The organism is Streptomyces sp. NPDC040622 (assembly GCF_055593965.1).
Genome location: NZ_JBVIXD010000010.1, coordinates 39,985 through 56,916, shown reverse-complemented (window position 1 = coordinate 56,916; position 16,932 = coordinate 39,985). Strand labels below are relative to the sequence as shown.

At 72.0% G+C, this 16,932-nt stretch carries 14 protein-coding genes and 1 pseudogene; 5 read left to right on the top strand and 10 right to left on the bottom strand.

Features of this window, described 5'->3' with window-relative positions:
* Window positions 1-293 precede the first annotated feature (293 nt).
* Window positions 294-428: pseudogene (locus tag ACZ592_RS28200) on the top strand (NUDIX domain-containing protein); the annotation flags it as partial.
* 314 nt (window positions 429-742) lie between these two features.
* On the opposite strand, the gene glnA reads toward ACZ592_RS28200, so the two are convergent.
* Window positions 743-2,152 (bottom strand): type I glutamate--ammonia ligase, encoded by a 1,410-nt coding sequence (gene glnA, locus ACZ592_RS28195; RefSeq protein WP_471584810.1) that lies wholly within the window; start codon window positions 2,150-2,152, stop codon window positions 743-745.
* A 286-nt stretch (window positions 2,153-2,438) separates the two neighbouring features.
* Between glnA and ACZ592_RS28190 the strand changes: the two genes are divergently transcribed.
* Window positions 2,439-2,906, top strand: a complete 468-nt coding sequence (locus ACZ592_RS28190) for an RDD family protein (protein WP_471584457.1) — start codon at window positions 2,439-2,441, stop codon at window positions 2,904-2,906.
* A 418-nt stretch (window positions 2,907-3,324) separates the two neighbouring features.
* Here the strand turns inward: ACZ592_RS28190 and ACZ592_RS28185 are convergent, their stop codons facing one another.
* The 5 genes from ACZ592_RS28185 to lipB form a co-directional block, all read right to left on the bottom strand.
* Window positions 3,325-3,717, bottom strand: coding sequence for a hypothetical protein (locus ACZ592_RS28185; RefSeq protein ID WP_471584456.1), 393 nt, complete (start codon window positions 3,715-3,717; stop codon window positions 3,325-3,327).
* A 299-nt stretch (window positions 3,718-4,016) separates the two neighbouring features.
* Window positions 4,017-4,724: a DUF4191 domain-containing protein gene (locus tag ACZ592_RS28180; RefSeq protein WP_471584455.1), complete on the bottom strand. Its 708-nt coding sequence runs from the start codon at window positions 4,722-4,724 to the stop codon at window positions 4,017-4,019.
* A 30-nt stretch (window positions 4,725-4,754) separates the two neighbouring features.
* Window positions 4,755-4,958 (bottom strand): SCO2195 family GlnR-regulated protein, encoded by a 204-nt coding sequence (locus tag ACZ592_RS28175; RefSeq protein ID WP_471584454.1) that lies wholly within the window; start codon window positions 4,956-4,958, stop codon window positions 4,755-4,757.
* Between the two features lie 288 nt (window positions 4,959-5,246).
* A complete protein-coding gene (locus ACZ592_RS28170; RefSeq protein ID WP_471584453.1) occupies window positions 5,247-6,212 on the bottom strand; it encodes a lipoyl synthase in 966 nt (321 codons plus the stop codon).
* 132 nt (window positions 6,213-6,344) lie between these two features.
* A complete protein-coding gene (gene lipB, locus ACZ592_RS28165; RefSeq protein WP_471584452.1) occupies window positions 6,345-7,211 on the bottom strand; it encodes a lipoyl(octanoyl) transferase LipB in 867 nt (288 codons plus the stop codon).
* Window positions 7,212-7,428: 217 nt separating this feature from the next.
* Between lipB and ACZ592_RS28160 the strand changes: the two genes are divergently transcribed.
* Complete coding sequence (locus tag ACZ592_RS28160; RefSeq protein ID WP_471584451.1) at window positions 7,429-8,874, top strand: regulator; 1,446 nt, start codon at window positions 7,429-7,431, stop codon at window positions 8,872-8,874.
* Window positions 8,875-8,899: 25 nt separating this feature from the next.
* Here the strand turns inward: ACZ592_RS28160 and ACZ592_RS28155 are convergent, their stop codons facing one another.
* From ACZ592_RS28155 to ACZ592_RS28145, 3 genes are all read right to left on the bottom strand, one after another.
* Window positions 8,900-11,044 (bottom strand): family 20 glycosylhydrolase, encoded by a 2,145-nt coding sequence (locus tag ACZ592_RS28155; RefSeq protein WP_471584450.1) that lies wholly within the window; start codon window positions 11,042-11,044, stop codon window positions 8,900-8,902.
* A gap of 252 nt (window positions 11,045-11,296) precedes the next feature.
* Window positions 11,297-12,661, bottom strand: a complete 1,365-nt coding sequence (locus ACZ592_RS28150; protein WP_471584449.1) for an NAD(P)/FAD-dependent oxidoreductase — start codon at window positions 12,659-12,661, stop codon at window positions 11,297-11,299.
* Window positions 12,662-13,034: 373 nt separating this feature from the next.
* Entirely contained in the window at window positions 13,035-13,937 is a 903-nt protein-coding gene (locus tag ACZ592_RS28145; protein WP_471584448.1) for a TIGR01777 family oxidoreductase, read from the bottom strand.
* A gap of 87 nt (window positions 13,938-14,024) precedes the next feature.
* Here ACZ592_RS28145 and ACZ592_RS28140 point away from each other — a divergent pair, with 87 nt between their 5' ends.
* Entirely contained in the window at window positions 14,025-14,513 is a 489-nt protein-coding gene (locus tag ACZ592_RS28140; protein ID WP_471584447.1) for a GNAT family N-acetyltransferase, read from the top strand.
* 101 nt (window positions 14,514-14,614) lie between these two features.
* The gene (locus ACZ592_RS28135; RefSeq protein WP_471584446.1) at window positions 14,615-15,838 is read left to right on the top strand and encodes a PP2C family protein-serine/threonine phosphatase; all 1,224 of its coding nucleotides are present in this window, start codon (window positions 14,615-14,617) and stop codon (window positions 15,836-15,838) included.
* Window positions 15,839-16,188: 350 nt separating this feature from the next.
* On the opposite strand, the gene ACZ592_RS28130 is transcribed toward ACZ592_RS28135, so the two are convergent.
* Complete coding sequence (locus ACZ592_RS28130; RefSeq protein WP_471584445.1) at window positions 16,189-16,824, bottom strand: TetR/AcrR family transcriptional regulator; 636 nt, start codon at window positions 16,822-16,824, stop codon at window positions 16,189-16,191.
* Window positions 16,825-16,932: the final 108 nt, after the last annotated feature.

The window sequence follows — 16,932 nt, the reverse complement described above, 5'->3', positions numbered from 1 at the left end:
CCCCATGGCGACATGCCCACACGCAACAGCCACAAGAGCAGCCCCGCCGGCTGCCGCCCATACGCGCACCACAGATTTCTCCCTGGAATGTCAATTGTTTTGGGAGAAGCGAAATTATCAGCGGCGATGCCGGTGCCCGTCATCGCACCGCTTTCTTCGTAGAAACGCAAAATGATAAAGGAGGATTATCGGGCTGGTGGCGTGAAGGGGCAGGGCCCCCGTCACCACCCCACCCACAGGCGGGACAAGCACTCGGCCGACACGCTCAACGCCTCGCCGACGAGGGCACCACTGTGGCTCAGCGGAACAGCGTCGACCACCGCAAACCCTTCAGGCCCGCACCCGAATCGATGACACTGCTGGTCGCCGCCGTTCTCGTCCATGACAGGGTCACCAACCGCGTCGTCCTTCCGCAGCACGGCGAGAACGATCTCCAGGACCCGCCAGTAGTGCGCTCGACCCGGCGCACCGGCTCAAGCGCGTCCAGGCCGCCGTCCGAGCCGGGGCCGACGTCTCACCGGACGGCAACTGCTTCCCGTGCAGCACGCGGGAGATGAAGGCGACGTCGTAGTTGAGCGCACGGGCTGCTCGCGTGCGACCTGAACCTGAAGGGGCATGGCCCGGCCGCGAAGAGACCTGAAAAGCACCGTCGGCCGTGTTCTTCCGAGAGAGCGGAAGAACACGGCCGACGGCCCACAAGACGGCCCGGGGGAACGGGAACCCGCTCCGACCCGTGGCGTTCTTAAATGTCGAAGTACAGCTCGAACTCGTGCGGGTGCGGCCGCAGCTGGATCGGGGCGATCTCGTTCGTGCGCTTGTAGTCGATCCACGTCTCGATCAGGTCCGAGGTGAAGACGCCGCCCGCCTGCAGGTACTCGTTGTCCGCCTCGAGGGCGTCGAGGACCGCGGGGAGGGAGGTCGGGACCTGGGCGACGCCCGCGTGCTCCTCGGGGGCGAGCTCGTAGAGGTCCTTGTCGATCGGCTCCGGCGGCTCGATCTTGTTCTTGACGCCGTCCAGGCCGGCCATGAGGAGTGCCGAGAACGCCAGGTACGGGTTCGAGGACGGGTCCGGCGCGCGGAACTCCACACGCTTGGCCTTCGGGTTCGAGCCCGTGATCGGGATACGCATCGCCGCCGAGCGGTTGCGCTGCGAGTAGACCATGTTGACCGGCGCCTCGAAGCCCGGGACCAGGCGGTGGTACGAGTTCACCGTCGGGTTCGTGAAGGCGAGCAGCGAGGGCGCGTGCTTGAGGATGCCGCCGATGTAGTAGCGGGCGGTGTCCGAGAGGCCCGCGTAGCCCTGCTCGTCGTAGAAGAGCGGGTTGCCGCCCGACCACAGCGACTGGTGGACGTGCATGCCCGAGCCGTTGTCGCCGAAGATCGGCTTCGGCATGAAGGTCGCGGTCTTCTCGTTGCGCCAGGCGACGTTCTTCACGATGTACTTGAAGAGCATCAGGTCGTCGGCCGCGGCGAGCAGCGTGTTGAACTTGTAGTTGATCTCGGCCTGGCCCGCCGTGCCCACCTCGTGGTGCTGGCGCTCGACCTGGAGGCCGTTCTTGTCCAGCTCCAGGGAGATCTCGGCGCGCAGGTCGGCGAAGTGGTCGACCGGCGGGGCGGGGAAGTAACCGCCCTTGTAGCGGACCTTGTAGCCGCGGTTGTTCTCGACCGCACCGGTGTTCCAGGCGCCGGCCTCGGAGTCGATGTGGTAGAAGCTCTCGTTCGCCGACGTCTGGAAGCGGACATTGTCGAAGACGTAGAACTCGGCCTCGGGGCCGAAGTACGCGGTGTCCGCGATGCCGGTGGACGCGAGGTAGGCCTCGGCCTTCTTGGCGATGTTGCGCGGGTCACGGCTGTACTGCTCGCCCGTGATCGGGTCGTGGATGAAGAAGTTGATGTTGACGGTCTTGTCGCGGCGGAACGGGTCGACCCGGGCGGTCGACAGGTCCGCGCGCAGCGCCATGTCGGACTCGTGGATGGCCTGGAAGCCACGGATCGACGATCCGTCGAAGGCCAGCTCCTCGTCCGGGTCGAACGCCGCCGCCGGAATCGTGAAGTGCTGCATGACACCGGGCAGGTCGCAGAAGCGGACGTCGATGAACTTGACGTCCTCGTCCGCGATGTACTTCTTCGCGTCGTCGGCGTTCTGGAACAACATCCAACTCCTCCTACTCCCGCCCGGGGCTGGACGGGGTTGCAACTCGTGGTGCGGCCAGTGCGGTGGCACACGCTGGGACCCGACCATAAGGACGGGGGATTTCTCAAGCATGACCCATTTGTTTCGCCGAAGTTAACCGGCCCGGGTGCCCGGTACCCCGCCCCGGCCGTCCGGAACCCCTCCCACCCCTTCCCCTTCCCGCCCCTTCCCGCGCCCGCCGCCGCCCGGCCGGTGCCCGACCCCGCCCGTCCCCGTGGGACAAGGGGCGCAGTACCTTTGACGGGTGGACAAGAGGCAAGCAATCGGATCGTGGCTGTCCGGCCCGCGCGCGGCGGCCGAGGAAGCCGGTGTCGACTTCGGGTACCGGGGCCAGCAGCTCGGCCTGCCCGAGGAGGGGCCGGGGGCGATCGCGCGTCCGGGGCGCCGCATCGGTGCCATCGCCGTGGACTGGGCCCTGTGCATGGTGATCGCATACGGCTTCTTCGCCCGCGGCGACCAGCAGGCGATGGGCAACTGGGCCCTCGGCATCTTCTTCGTCATGAGCGTGCTGACCGTCGGCACGGTCGGCTGCACCCCCGGCAAGGCCCTTCTACGGCTGCGCGTCGTCGCGGAGGGCGGCGGCAGGCTCGGCGCCGGGCGGGTCCTGGTCCGCAGCATCCTGCTCTGCCTCGTCATCCCCGCCTTGATCTGGGACCGCGACGGCCGCGGCCTGCACGACCGTCTCTCCCGCGCCGTACAGATCCGGATCTGAGGACTGCGGGGCCTTGAGGGCTCTGGAGGGCTGAGGCTTGAGGGCTGAGGCCCTAGGCCTGACGGCTGGGGTCGGGTTCTCGGCCTCCGGTCTCTCGGCCTCCCGGCCCTTCGAAGAAGTGGCGTCTGGAAGAAGCGGCGTCGGGAAGAAGTGGCGTCGGGAAGAAGTGGCGTCGCCGCGCATTCCTGAAATACCTCTCGGCCGTGCCGGGAACGGACACCGCCGAGAGGTATCGATCAAGCCTTTGAGTGATCCCTGGGATGTCTGGGATCCCTGGAGTATCTGGGATCTCTGGAGTATCTGGGATCTCTGGAGTATCTGGAATCCCTGGAGTGTCTGGAATCCCTGGGATGTCCGCGGTCAATCGGGGAAAACGCGGACGCTTTCCCCGATTGACCACAGATGACGTCGCCGGGACTCAGAGAATGCGCTCCGGGGCGTCGAACTGGTCGATCGGCGCCGTGTCGCACGCCGCGACCGGACCGCCGAGGACGTTGCCGCCCACGCCCTGCGTCGCCGGGACCGCGCAGCGCAGGTCGACGTTGACGAACGGGGCGCCGTAGCTGTTGGCGATGCCGCCGGGGTCGCCGGCGATGGCGACGTCACCGTTGTCCGTGGCGAACTCCGAGACGCCGGTGCCGCTGGAGGTCTCGCCGTACGAGGCACGCGCCGACTGGTTCATGTCGTGCGCGCTGGTGGCGGTCTCGGCCTGCGGGCCGCCCTCGGTGGCCGAGGCGATGCCCGTGATGCCGACGGTGGCCGCGGCGGCGGCGGACGCGAGCGCCGCGCCGGCCAGAACCTTCCGGATCATTCTTGCTCCCATGTTCTTTGGCTGTGCCGACCGGTCCTGGACGACCGGCCTTGTGTCGCCAGCAGAAACAGTGGAGCGGGAAAAACGTCACGCCACGTTCGGCCAGAAGGATCGCACTTCATTCACGCCGGGGTATTTCCTCGGCTATCCAGTCCAGTGGGCGTTATGGATGCCGTCGGGAGTTCCTGTCTTCTCCGCGTCGGCCACCGCTGCTTTCCCGTACAACGACGAAAGGCCCCGGAACCCATCGGTTCCGGGGCCTTTCGCAGAAAACGTAGAAGGAAGAGAAAGGCGGCGTGTTACTTCGCCTTCGGGCCACCGCGAGGCATCCGCATGCCCTTGGGCATCGGACCCTTCGGCAGCGGCATGTTCGACATCAGGTCGCCCATCGCACGCAGCCGGTCGTTGGTCGCCGTGACCTGCGGGCCCGTGAGGACGCGGGGGAGCTTCAGAAGCGTGGTGCGCAGCTTCTTCAGGGAGACCGTGTCCTCGGTGGTGCCGACGATGACGTCGTGGACCGGGACGTCCGCCACGATGCGCGCCATCTTCCTCTTCTCGGCGGCCAGCAGGCCCTTCACGCGGTTCGGGTTGCCCTCGGCGACCAGGACGATGCCGGCCTTGCCGACGGTGCGGTGCACCACGTCCTGGCTGCGGTTCATCGCGACCGCGGGGGTCGTGGTCCAGCCGCGGCCGATCTTGTCGAGCACCGCGGCCGCCGCGCCGGGCTGGCCCTCCATCTGCCCGAAGGCGGCCCGCTCGGCCCTGCGTCCGAAGACGATCGCCATCGCGAGGAAGGCGAGCAGGAAGCCGAGAATGCCCAGGTAGACCGGGTGACCAAGCCAGAAGCCGATCGCGAGGAAGACACCAAAGGTGACGATTCCCACAGCCGCGATGATGAGACCGATCTTGGAGTCGGCCCGCCGGGTCATCTTGTAGGTCAGGGCAATCTGCTTGAGACGCCCTGGCTCCGCGGCCGTATCCGCCGCGGTGGATTCCTTCCTCGCCATGCCGTGAAGTCTACGTGTCCCCGGATGCGACTACGACGTGCGGGTTGTCACGGCCTCTTCAAGCACGCGCAGCGCGTCGACCCTGTCCTTGGCGCGGCGCCGGTCCTCAAGGACCGAAGTCCAGGCATTGCGCCGGGCGGTGCGCTGGCCGCCGCTCATGAGCAGCGACTCGACGGCGCGCAGGGCGTCGGAGACGGACGGGATGGCGGTGGCGCGAACGGGCGCGGCCTGCATGATGGGGCCCTCCTGGAGAGCGGCTCGGGTGGGGGGAGCGGCTATGGGTAAGGCTGTACGTGCGGTAGTACCAGGGTCACTGATTGGTGTTACCAGGGTGTGACCCACCGGTCAAACACCGATGAAACGTTGATGCCGTCGGGCCGACACGCCGGAAAACACTGACGCGGTCCGTACGCTCCTCTCACCTGGAGAGATCGTGCGGACCGCGTCGTTGCGGCTTGTACTAGCCGGTAGTCACTTGTGCGCAGATTCACACAGTGGCTGCCTGTGCGGCATGTGCCTGCGTCACACCGCCTGTGAGGCGACGTACGCCCCGCGCTTCTCGATCGCCATCTGGTAGAGGCGTCCGGCGCGGTACGAGGAGCGGACCAGCGGGCCCGACATGACGCCCGAGAAACCGATCTGCTCGGCCTCGTCCTTCAGCTCCACGAACTCGGCCGGCTTCACCCAGCGCTCGACGGGGTGGTGGCGGGGCGTGGGGCGCAGGTACTGGGTGATGGTGACGAGCTCGGTGCCCGCGTCGTGCAGCTGACGCAGCGCCTCGCTGACCTCTTCGCGGGTCTCGCCCATGCCCAGGATCAGGTTGGACTTGGTGACCAGACCGGCCTCGCGGGCCTTCGTGATGACCTCGAGCGAGCGCTCGTACCGGAAGCCGGGGCGGATCCGCTTGAAGATGCGCGGCACCGTCTCGACGTTGTGCCCGAGGACCTCGGGGCGGGACGAGAAGACCTCGGCCAGCTGGTCCGGGTCCGCGTTGAAGTCGGGGATGAGCAGCTCGACCTTGGTGTAACCCTCGGCGCGCTCCGCCGTCATGGCGTGGATCTGGCGCACGGTCTCGGCGTACAGCCAGGCGCCGCCGTCCTCCAGGTCGTCGCGGGCGACGCCGGTGATCGTGGCGTAGTTCAGGTCCATCGTGACGACGGACTCGCCCACGCGGCGGGGCTCGTCGACGTCGAGGGCCTGCGGCTTGCCGGTGTCGATCTGGCAGAAGTCGCAGCGCCGGGTGCACTGGTCACCACCGATGAGGAACGTGGCCTCACGGTCTTCCCAGCACTCGTAGATGTTCGGACAGCCCGCTTCCTGGCAGACCGTGTGCAGGCCCTCGCTCTTCACGAGTTTCTGCAGGGCGTTGTACTCGGGGCCCATCTTCGCCCGGGTCTTGATCCACTCGGGCTTGCGCTCGATGGGGGTCTGGGCGTTCCGGACCTCCAGGCGCAGCATCTTGCGTCCGTCGGGTGCGACTGCGGACACATCGGCTCCCTGTAGCTTCGATTCTTCGGCGCACACCAGGGTACGCCCGTCATGTCATTGGGTTTACTTGTGGCCAACCTCTGGCCAAGGGGGGTGCATTCCCCCGTTGCCCGGCCGGCGGCCGACGGCCCGCTAGGCGGCGGGCGGCCGGGCCTGAGCGGGGTCCGCCTCGGCGACCGGCGCGGTGACCCGCTCCCCGCCCGCCGCGGCGGGCTTCTCGACGGGACGCGGCTTCAGTTCCGCGTTCTCCAGGACGTCCCGCAGATGCCGCTCGGCCACGGGCAGCACGTCGGCGATGGTGATCTCGCGGCCCAGTTCGTACGAGAGGGACGTCACGCCCGCGTCGCGGATGCCGCACGGGATGATCCGGTCGAACCAGGTGTTGTCCGGGTTCACGTTCAGTGCGAAGCCGTGCATCGTGACGCCCTTGGCGACGCGGATGCCGATCGCGGCGATCTTGCGGTCCTCGCGGCGCTGGCCCGCGTTGGAGGGGGCGTACTCCGGACCGTTGAACCGGGCGTCGAACTCGTCGTCCTGGAGTCGTGGGTCGAAGTCGAGGGAGAGCCCGCCGAGCGCGGGGCGCCGCTCCACCGGGTCGCCGAGGACCCAGACGCCGCTGCGGCCCTCGACGCGTGAGGTCTCCAGGCCGAACTCCGCGCACGTACGGATAAGCGCCTCTTCCAGGCGGCGTACGTGTGCTACGACATCCACCGGCCGGGGCAGCTTCTGGATCGGGTAGCCGACAAGCTGGCCGGGACCGTGCCAGGTGATCTTGCCGCCTCGGTCCACGTCGACGACGGGGGTGCCGTCCAGCGGGCGCTCGCTGTCCTCGGTGCGGCGGCCCGCGGTGTAGACCGGCGGGTGCTCCAGGAGAAGGCAGGTGTCCGGGACCTCGTCGGCGAAGCGGGCGGCGTGCACGCGGCGCTGCTCGTCCCAGGCCTCTTGGTACTCCACGGAGTCCGGGCCGAAGCCCAGCCGGACGAACCGAAACTCACTCACGGCAGGTGCCTCCCTGAACGTTCACCGTGCACATATCGCGCCCCAGCCACTGTACGGGCCCCCTCGACCGGCAACCTCGGCCCGGGTTCCTCACACGATCGGATGAACGAAGGAGGAAGATGCGTCCAGGGGCTGTGACGGCCGCTACATTCACGCCGTTCACGAGGCCATAAGGGCTGCTCAAGGCAGGCCCGAAAGGCAGGAGACCGCACAGCCGATGACGGAACGACCCCCGCAGCGCACCCCAAATCGCCAGCTAGCCGCGCTCATCTCGGAAGCCGGGTTCTCCAACGCGGGCCTCGCCCGCCGTGTCGACCAACTGGGCCTCGAGCACGGCCTGGACCTGAGATACGACAAGACGTCCGTGACCCGCTGGCTGCGCGGTCAGCAGCCCAGGGGCACCACACCCGCGTTGATCGCCGAGGTCTTCACCAGACGGCTCGGACGGCGCCTGTCCGCCCAGGACCTGGGGCTCGACGCGTGCGCGCCGGTCTACGCCGGCCTGGAGTTCGCGGCCTCCCCCGAGGAGGCCGTCGACATCGTCGGCGGCCTGTGGCGCAAGGACTCCGGGAGCCACGCCGAACTGCGGAAGATCGCGTTCACCCCGGCCGGGCTCGTGGTGCCCAGCCGGGACTGGCTCATCGGCCGCGCCGACGAACGCGTCGGGCGCGGGGATACCGACCCGGCCCACTCGCGCGTACCCGTCCAGGGGCGCCCCGCGGTGCCCCGCCAGCGGCAGGGGCCCGAGCGCGGCCCCGGGCAGCGCGTCAGCAGCGGCGACATCGCGGCGCTGCGCTCCGTGGGCGAGCTGTTCCGTGCGCTCGACCACGCGTACGGAGGCGGGCACGCGCGCCAGGCTCTGGTGCGCTACCTGGAGCACGAGGCCGAGCCGATGCTGCGCGGCGTCTACGGCGAGCAGGCCGGGCGGCGCCTCTTCGCGGCCGCCGCCGACCTGACCCGCCTAGCGGGCTGGACGTCGTACGACATCGCGGCGCACGGCCTCGCCCAGCGGTACTACGTCCAGGCGCTGCGCCTCGCACAGGCAGCGGGCGACCGGGCGTACGGGTCCTACGTCCTGGTCACGATGAGCCGCCAGGCCGTCTACCTCGGCCATGGACGCGAGGCCGTGCAGCTCGCGCGGGTGGCCCAGCAGGGCATCGGCTCCTCGGCGCCGCCCGTCGTGCAGTCCCTGCTGTACGCGGCCGAGGCGCGCGGGCACGGGGTGCTGGGCGAGGTGCGGGCCTGCACGGCGGCCCTCGTACGGGCGGAGCGGTCCCTGGAGGCGGGGCGGCCCGGCGACGACGTGCCGCACTGGGCGCGGTACTTCGACGAGGCGCAGCTCGCGGACGACTTCGGGCACAGCTACCGCGACCTGCAGCAGTACCGGGCCGCCGCGCAGTACGCCGAGCGCTCCCTCCAGCTGCGCGCCCCCGCGTTCGCGCGCAGCCGCCTCTTCTGCCGCGTGGTGCTGGCCACCGCGCGGCTCGGCCTCGGCGAGCTGGAGCAGGCCTGCCACCTGGGGGCCGAGGCCGCGCACGCCGCGGGCGAGATGCGCTCGGCGCGCGCCCACGAGTACGTGCGCGACTTCGAACGCCGCCTGGAGCCCTACCGGGACGCCGCTCCCGTGCGGGGCTACCGCGACCGGGTCGCGGCGCTCGGCTGACGCTTTGTCCCCCTCCCGGCGGACGTCACCGCAACCGTGCGGCGTCCGCCGGGGACAAGGCCTCGTCCCACGTCACCAGGTCGTCCAGAGCACCCCGCAGACTCGCCTTCTCCGTGCCGATGGAGCGCAGCGGCAGCGGGATGGAGGCCGCCACGGAGCCGACCCGCTGCCCGTCGGCGTACAGCGTGGTGCGCCCCCGCGTCGCGACCCAGGTCAGCCGGGTCCACCGGTCCAGCGGCAGCGTGTGGTCGAAGCTGTGGTCGGCCTCGCCGTACCGCGTGAAGCCGACCCGGCCCGTGCCGTGCTGCATCAGCTTCAGCGCGCCCGCCCGCGAACTGAGCAGGACCTGGTCGTCGGTCCTTGACGTGGCACGGACGCGGACCGAGACCGTCCACGGCTCGGCGACGTCCAGACCCCCGAAGCCCACGCCGTCCCGGTCCGAGTCGAAGCGCCAGGCCTGCCCGCGCACGCCGGGCACCGGCGTCGGGTTGTCGATGATGTACGAGGTCCCCGGCAGCGCACCGGCCCTGTCCTCGGCGAGAAGCGTGTTGCCGGGGCTGCCCGCGTACGTCCAGCCGCTCGGGTAGGACGCGTCGTCGAAGGTCCAGTGGTGGCTGGGGCGGCCCTGGACGCGCGGCGGCACCGGGGCGGGGGTGGTCCCGGGCGGGTCGCCGATGCGGGCGGCGCGGGCCCGGAAGCCGGCGAGGGTGTCCGGTGGCGTGGACCTGTTCCAGGTGCGGTCGGCGAGGATCGCGCGGGCGCCCGCCATGTGCTGCTCGAAGTAGCCGTCGTCGGCCCAGAAGTTGTAGTCCGCCCAGTTCGTCACGCCGGAGCCGAGCATGTCCGGGGCGTCGCTCGGGGACCAGCCGCCGTACATCCAGGGCTCGTCCGGGTACTTGTGGTGGTAGTTGTTCGGGGTGTCGTAGAACGGGCCGATGGCGATCTCGTCGTGACCGGGCACGGCCGGCTCCGCGCCCGTGCCCTCCCAGGCGAGGAAGACGACGGGGGCGTGCACCTTCTGCCGGGGCGCCGCCAAGTGCTCGGAGCCGTTGTAGACGGCGGTGCGCTTGCCGTGCGCGGTGACCACGTCGTCCAGGGTGTTGATGTAGCGGTTGAGGAGGTCGCCGAGCGTGGAGACGTCGGGGGACGACGCCAGGTGGTCCTTCACGCGCGGGCACTCGGCGAGCTGACCCGGTACCTCCTCCGCGCCGATGGAGAACAGCGGCGCGTCGAACCAGTCCGCGAACTCCGCCACGATCTCCTTGGACTTGGCGACCGCCTTCTCGCTGGTCATGTCGATGATCCAGTCGGGCGTGAGGTGGGAGTGGGTGTGCGCGCCCGTGCACGGGTCGGGCCCCGAGCCGAAGCCGATCCCGAAGGCCTCGCTGATCACGGTGGCGTGGCCGGGGAGTTCGAGGCCGGGCATCAGCTGGACGTGGTGGCGGGCCGCGAAGGCCTTCAGGTGCTCGATGTCGGCGCGGCTGTAGCTGTGCGCCGGGTCCGCGAGGCCGGGGAACTTCGGGCTGTCCAGCCGGAAGCCCTCGGACTCGGAGAGGTGCAGCAGGAGCGTGTTGAGCTTCTGGTCGCCCATCCTGCGGATCAGGTTCTCCAGGTACGGGATCCGCCAGTACTTGCGGCCCGCGTCGAGGTGGACCATGCGGATGCGCTGCGCGGGGCGGTCCGTGGCGGTGGCGCGGGGGATCTCGCGGTGGTCGTCGGCCGTGGCGCGCAGCAGTTGGAGGAGGGTACGGGTGCCGTAGTACAGGCCGTGCGTGGAGGCGGCCGTGATGCGGACGGGCCCCCGGCTGTCGAAGCGGTATCCCTCGGCGCCGGGCGCTCCCTCGTCGGAGAGGGTGAGCACGATGTCGCCGGGCGCGGGGCGGCGGTCGTCGGTGACGCGCGGCCTGACACCGGTGACCTGCTCGATCTCCGTACGCAGCCGGGTGGCGAGCCGGCCCACGGACTGGTGCGCGGGGCCCGGGAGTTCGGCACGTCCGGCGGGCAGCGAGGTGGTGTCGGCGGTGCGCGGATCGATGAGGATGCGGGTCGCGCGGGTGAGCGAGGTGCGGCCGTCGAACGCCGTCCAGTCGGTGGGCCGGGGCACGACGGAAGGGGGCGCGTCCGCTCCGGCGGGCTCCTTGCGCGGAGCGTCGGCTTGGGCGGTGGGCAAGGCTACAGCTCCCATGAATAGGCCGAGGATGAGCGATATCACCGGCAAGGTGCGACGCACTGCGGTCCTCCCGCTGCTTGGCGATCCGGGTGGGACGGTAACCGCGTACTACCGCTGTGGCAAGGGAAGTTGCAGGGAATCGTGGAGCGCTTGCGGGGCTGTGGGAGGGACGTGGGAGGTGGGCGAACAGGGCGAAGCCCCCGCGTGGGGGCGCGAGGGCTTCGGGGGGAGCGGGACGAAAGGTCGGATGGGTCAGGCTGCGGTGGGCAGTGACTCCTGGGCGTACGAGGGGGCGATGCCGAAGTCCGTGAGGGCGGCGTGGGCCGCGCGCATCCCGGAGCGCAGGGCGCCCTCGACCGAGCTGGTGTCCCGGTGGTCCCCGCAGACGTAGAGCCCCGAGAGCAGTCGCACCGGGCGGTGCACGTCGTGCGGGGGAGGCATGGCGGGCACGGCCTCGCGGGTGTGGTGGACGGCGAGCGGCTCCCAGCGGTGCGTCGGCACGCCGTACAGCGCGGCGAGGTGCGTGCGGACCGCTCGCTCGTCCGGCGGCGGGCCGAGGGCCGTCGAGGAGACCAGGACGCGGTCGGCGGGCGCGCGCGACGGGTCGACCTGGCTGACGACCGCGGTGTGGGCGACCGGGCCCGCGCGGTCGGCGTCCAGGAGCAGCGCGGATCCCTGCAACGGGGGTTCGGGCGCGGTGTGGTGGAACACCGACACCTCGTGGAAGGGCGGCACGCGCAGGCCGGGCAGGAGCTCGGCGGCGGCGCGCGCGTCCGTGGCGAGCAGGACGGCCCGGCAGCTGATCTCGCCGTGCGCCGCGGTCCGTACGGCGCTCGTGGAGACCGAGGTGACCCGGACGCCGGTGTGGACGACACCGGGCGGCAGGGCGGCGGCCAGGAGCTCGGGCACGACCTCGGCGCCGCCCTCGGGCAGGCAGAGGCGGCCGCGCGCGAAGGCGTGCAGGGCGAGGTCCGCGCACCGGCTCGACGTGGTCAGGCCCGGGTCGCACAGCAGGGCGGAGAGCAGTGGGCGCAGGAAGCCGTCGATGGTGCGCGGGGGCAGCCCGCGGGCGGCCAGTGCCTCACCGGCCGGGAGTTCGGGCCGGGCCAGGAGGCGCTCCGGGGGCAGGGCGGCGAGGCGGGCGAGGGCGGAGCCGAGGCGGGCCTGGTCGAGAGGGCCGCCGAGGGGCGTGGGGCGAGAGGCGGTTCCCGGGGCGGCCCGCGCCGGGGTCCGTGCCGCCAGCGGCCCGAGGGGGGCGCTCGCCAGGGCGCGTGCGGCGGTGAGTGCGCCCCTTGCGCTCCGTCGGGGCAGGGGCTCGGCGGCGCGGTGGTGCCGGCCCTCGCTGTGCACGAGGAGGCCGGGTGCGAAGGGGCGCAGGACGAGGGAGTCGAGGCCCGGGGTGCGGCGCAGCTCCGGGTAGGAGGTGGTGAGGAGCTGTCCGATCCGGTCGAGTCGGAACCCGTCGACCTTCTCCGTCGACATCCGGCCGCCGACGTAAGGGGCGGCCTCCAGGACCACGGTCGTTACACCGGCTCTGGTCAGCCGATGCGCCGCCGAGAGCCCCGCGGCCCCGGCTCCCACGATGACGACATCCGTATGGTGCGCAGGCTCTGGCACGTGCCCCTCCCGAGGTCGCACGGCTGGTGGGGTGCTGATGCCCCCAACAGGGCTCCGGAATCACCGAGTTCGCCACGAGGGTAGGAGGGGTTCCGGTCGGGGGCAGTCGCGCATGCACCGGGCACGGTCGCACAAAGGTCGCACGGTGGCCATGGGACGGACCGCGCGTCCGGTCGCGCGTCCCATCGCGGATCGGAAGGGGATCGACCGGGCCCGGGCAGGGGCGTACGCCGGAGACCGTGCCCTCGGCATTCGCGCCGCCTTCACGCGGTCCGGCCGCCTCTACGGAGAGCGGTTCCGCGGAGAGCGGTCCGTCCGCCGGCACGCTGCCCGTTCACCTCACAGCGCGGTCCGGATCACAGCGCGGTCCGGGTCACAGCGCGGCCCGGATCGCCTCGTCGATGCCGGGGAACGCGAAGGTGAAGCCGGACTCCAGGAGCCGCGTCGGCAGCACCCGCTGACTGCCGAGGACGTCTCCGGCCATCTCCCCGAGCACCAGACGCAGCGCGGGCGCGGGCGCCGGCAGGAGCGTGGGCCGGCGCAGCACCCGGCCCATCGCGGCCGTCACCTCGGCGTTGGTGACCGGATCGGGCGCCGTGAGGTTGAAGGGGCCCGACAGCGTCCGCGTGTCGAGCAGGTACCGCAGCGCGGCCACCTCGTCGTGCAGGGAGATGTGGCTCCAGTACTGCCTGCCGTTGCCCAGGCGGCCGCCGAGCCCCGCCTTGAAGAGCGGGAAGAGCCGGCCCCACGCCCCGCCCTCGCGCCCGACGACCAGGCCGTTGCGGGCCAGGACGGTGCGGATGCCCGCGCTCCGCGCGGCCCCGGTGGCCTCCTCCCACTCCACGCAGAGCGACGGCAGGAAGCCCTCGCCCGCGGGGGCGGTCTCGTCCACCGCGCGTTGCCCGGTGTCTCCGTAGTAGCCGATCGCGCTCGCGTTCAGGAACACCAGCGGCGGCTCGTCGAGCGAGGCCGCGGCCGTGGCGAGCGCCTTGGTGCCGAGCACCCTGCTGTCCCTGAGCTCCCGCTTGTAGGACTCCGTCCAGCGGTGGTCGCCGATGCCCGCGCCCGCGAGGTTGACGACGGCGGTGCAGCCGGCGAGCCCGGCCGTGTCCACGTACTCCTTCCCGGGGTCCCAGCGCACCTCGTCCTTCGCACGGGGCGCACGGCGCACCAGACGCACCACGTCGTGCCCGTCGGCGGCGAGGGAGCGTGTGAGAGCCGTGCCGATGAGCCCGGAGGCGCCGGCCACGGCAACGCGCGACTGTGTGGTTTCCATGGGATCCATCCTGCCCCGTAAGGCCGGGAAGGTGCCCGCCCCGCGCAGCCGGGCCGGCGCGCGCCGCGGCCGCCGTAAAGTGGCGCCATGCCGGACTTGCACATACGCACCGCACTGCCCGAGGACGACGACGAGCTCGCCCGTCTCGACCGGGCCACCTGGTCCACGCTGCACGCGGTCCAGCCCCGCCCCCAGCCTCCCTACGACCCCTTCTTCAACGACCGCTTCGGCCCCCACGACCACCTGGTCGCCGAGGTGGACGGGCGGATCGTCGGCTACGTGAAGCTCGGCTTCCCCACCCCGCTCCTGGTCAACGCGCACGTGCGCCAGATCCAGGGCTTCGTCGTCGCCGACGGGATGCGCGGCCGGGGCATCGGCAAGCGGCTGATCAGGGCGGCCATGGACGAGGCCCGCAGGCAGGGCGCGCTCCGCATCACCCTGCGGGTCCTCGGGCACAACACCCCGGCCCGCAAGCTGTACGAAGGGGAAGGGTTCGTCATCGAGGGCGTGCTGCCCGGCGAGTTCCTGCTGGACGGCGTGTACGTCGACGACGTCCTCATGGGACGCCCCCTCTGACCTTCCCGGAGCACGCGGGCCCCGGGGTCCGGCACCCCGCGGAGGCACCCGACGGACCGGCCCGGCGTGCGAGGGCGCCGCGCCCGTAGGAGCGTGAAGAAATGATCAGGGCTGCGGCCAGACGGCGCGACGCGGACCAGCGCGACTGGCTGCTGCGCGGCACGCCACCCCCGCCGTGGGTGCGGTGGCCGCCGCCGCTGCTCCTGCTCGCGATCATCGTCGTCCAGCTGGTCACCCCGAAGACGGTCGACCTCGGCTTCCTGGTCGCCGCCGTGCCGCCGCTGGCCGCCCTCTCGTACGGGCCCGCCGCCACCGCCGTGGTCGGCGGCCTCGTCGTCATGCTGCTCTCGCTGCCCGTCTTCGGCCTCGGCCACCCGGGCAACAGCGACGAGCTGACGATCACCTTCATCGCGGTGCTCAGCGTGCTCTTCGCCTGGGTGCGCAGCCGGCGCGAGGCCCAGCTCGTCACGGTCCGCACGGTCGCGGAGGCCGCCCAGTTCGCGGTCCTCCCGCCGCTGCAGGAGCGGGTCGGCCGGGTGCGGTGCGCGGGCCTGTACGAGGCGGCGCAGCACGAGTCGCTGGTCGGCGGCGACTTCTTCGACGTGCGCAGGGGGCCCGGCGGGGTGCGTGCCCTGGTCGGCGACGTGCAGGGGCACGGGCTCGCGGCGGTCGGCACGGTCGCCGCGCTGCTCGGCGCGTTCCGCGAGGCGGTCCTCGACCAGGCGGGTCTGGAGGGCGTCGCCTCCCAGCTCGACCGCAGGCTCGTGGTGGACTCGGCGGGGCAGGAGCACGCCGAGCTGTTCGCGACGGCGGTGCTCCTGGAGTTCCCCGACGACGCCTCCGTCGTCCGCATCGTCTCCTGCGGCCACCCGCCGCCCCTGCTGCTGCGCGGCTCCGACGTCACCGAACTGGACGTGCCCGCGGGCGCGCCGCTCGGCCTCGGCATCGCGGGCCTCGCCCCGCCCGAACAGCTGACGGTGCCGCTGCTCCCCAAGGACGTGCTGCTGGCCCTCACCGACGGCGTGAGCGAGGCGCGGGACGTGTCCGGCACGTTCTACCCGCTGGCCGAGCGCCTCACCGGGATGATCGAGGCGGACGCGGCGCTGCTGGACGACCCGGCGGGGTTCACGGACCGCGTGTGGGCGGACGTGGTCAGCTACGCGGGCCGGGTGCGGGACGACGTGACGATGATGGTGTTCGTACCGGGCGCGGAGACCGAGCCGTCCGCCGGGCCCGAACCCCGCCCGGCGACCGGCCCCGCACCGATGCGCGGGCCGGACCCGGCAGGGGGCGCGCACGTGGCCGAGGGCCCGGAGGCGGCGTAACCGGTCCGGCGCCCTCACCGGCCCTCCCGCACCCCGGCCCCGCCCCCGTCAGTCGGCACCCGCCTCGCCCATCAGCGCCCGCAGGCACCGCCCCCCCCGTCAGTCGGCACCCGCCTCGCCCATCAGCGCCGGCAGGCCCCGCCCCCCCCGTCAGTCGGCACCCGCCTCGCCCGTCAGCGCCGGCAGGCCCCGCCCCCCCCGTCAGTCGGCACCCGCCTCGCCCGTCAGCGCCCGCAGGCCCCGCCCCCCGTCAGCCGGCCCCCGCCTCGCCCGTCAGCGCCCGCAGGCCCCGCCCCCCGTCAGCCGGCCCCCGCCCCGCCCGTCAGCGCCCGCAGGCCCCGCCCCCCCGGTCAGCCGGCCCCCGCCCGACCCATCAGCGCCCGCAGGCACCGCACCGCGAGTTCCGCGGGGGAGTCGGGGCCCGTGACGTCCGCGTCCGTCTCCGCCCAGGTCTCCAGGGCGATCCTGATCGCGTCCGTCGCCGCCGCCGCGGCCAGGCGGATCTCCAGTGGCCGGGCGTCCGCGCCCACGAGCTCCGCGACGACGGGGCGCAGCTTCTCCTCGGACTCCTGGTTCACGCGGTACCAGACCGCGCGCAGCGCCGGGTCGTGGGCGGCGGCGCGGAGCAGGCCGCGGGTCTGGCGCAGGCCGGCCGCGGCGGTCCCGTCCGGCGCGGCGAGCGCCTCGCGGACCGCGCGCCGCAGCGCCTCGGGCAGCTCCGTGCCCGGCTCGCTCGCGGCGAGCAGCGCCCGCCAGCGCTCGCCGCCGACGGCGAGCAGCGGGCCCACCGCGTCCTGCTTGTTGCGGAAGTACCGGTAGAAGGTGCGCAGCGCGACCCCGGCCCGGCCCGCGATGGCCTCGGCCGTGGTGCCGTCGGGCCCGTGGGCGGTGAAGAGCTCGGCCGCGGCGTGCGCGATGTCCAGCTGGGTGGCCAGCTTGCGGCGCTCCGTGAGGGAGAGGGGCGGCGTTGACGACGGGATGCTCACCCGTCGAAGCCTACGCCGACCGGCCACATCGGCACGTATGGACTAAGTGGCAGAACGTGCCATCCAGGCGTAACGTGTATCGGGAAAGCACGACCCTTGCGAGAGTGG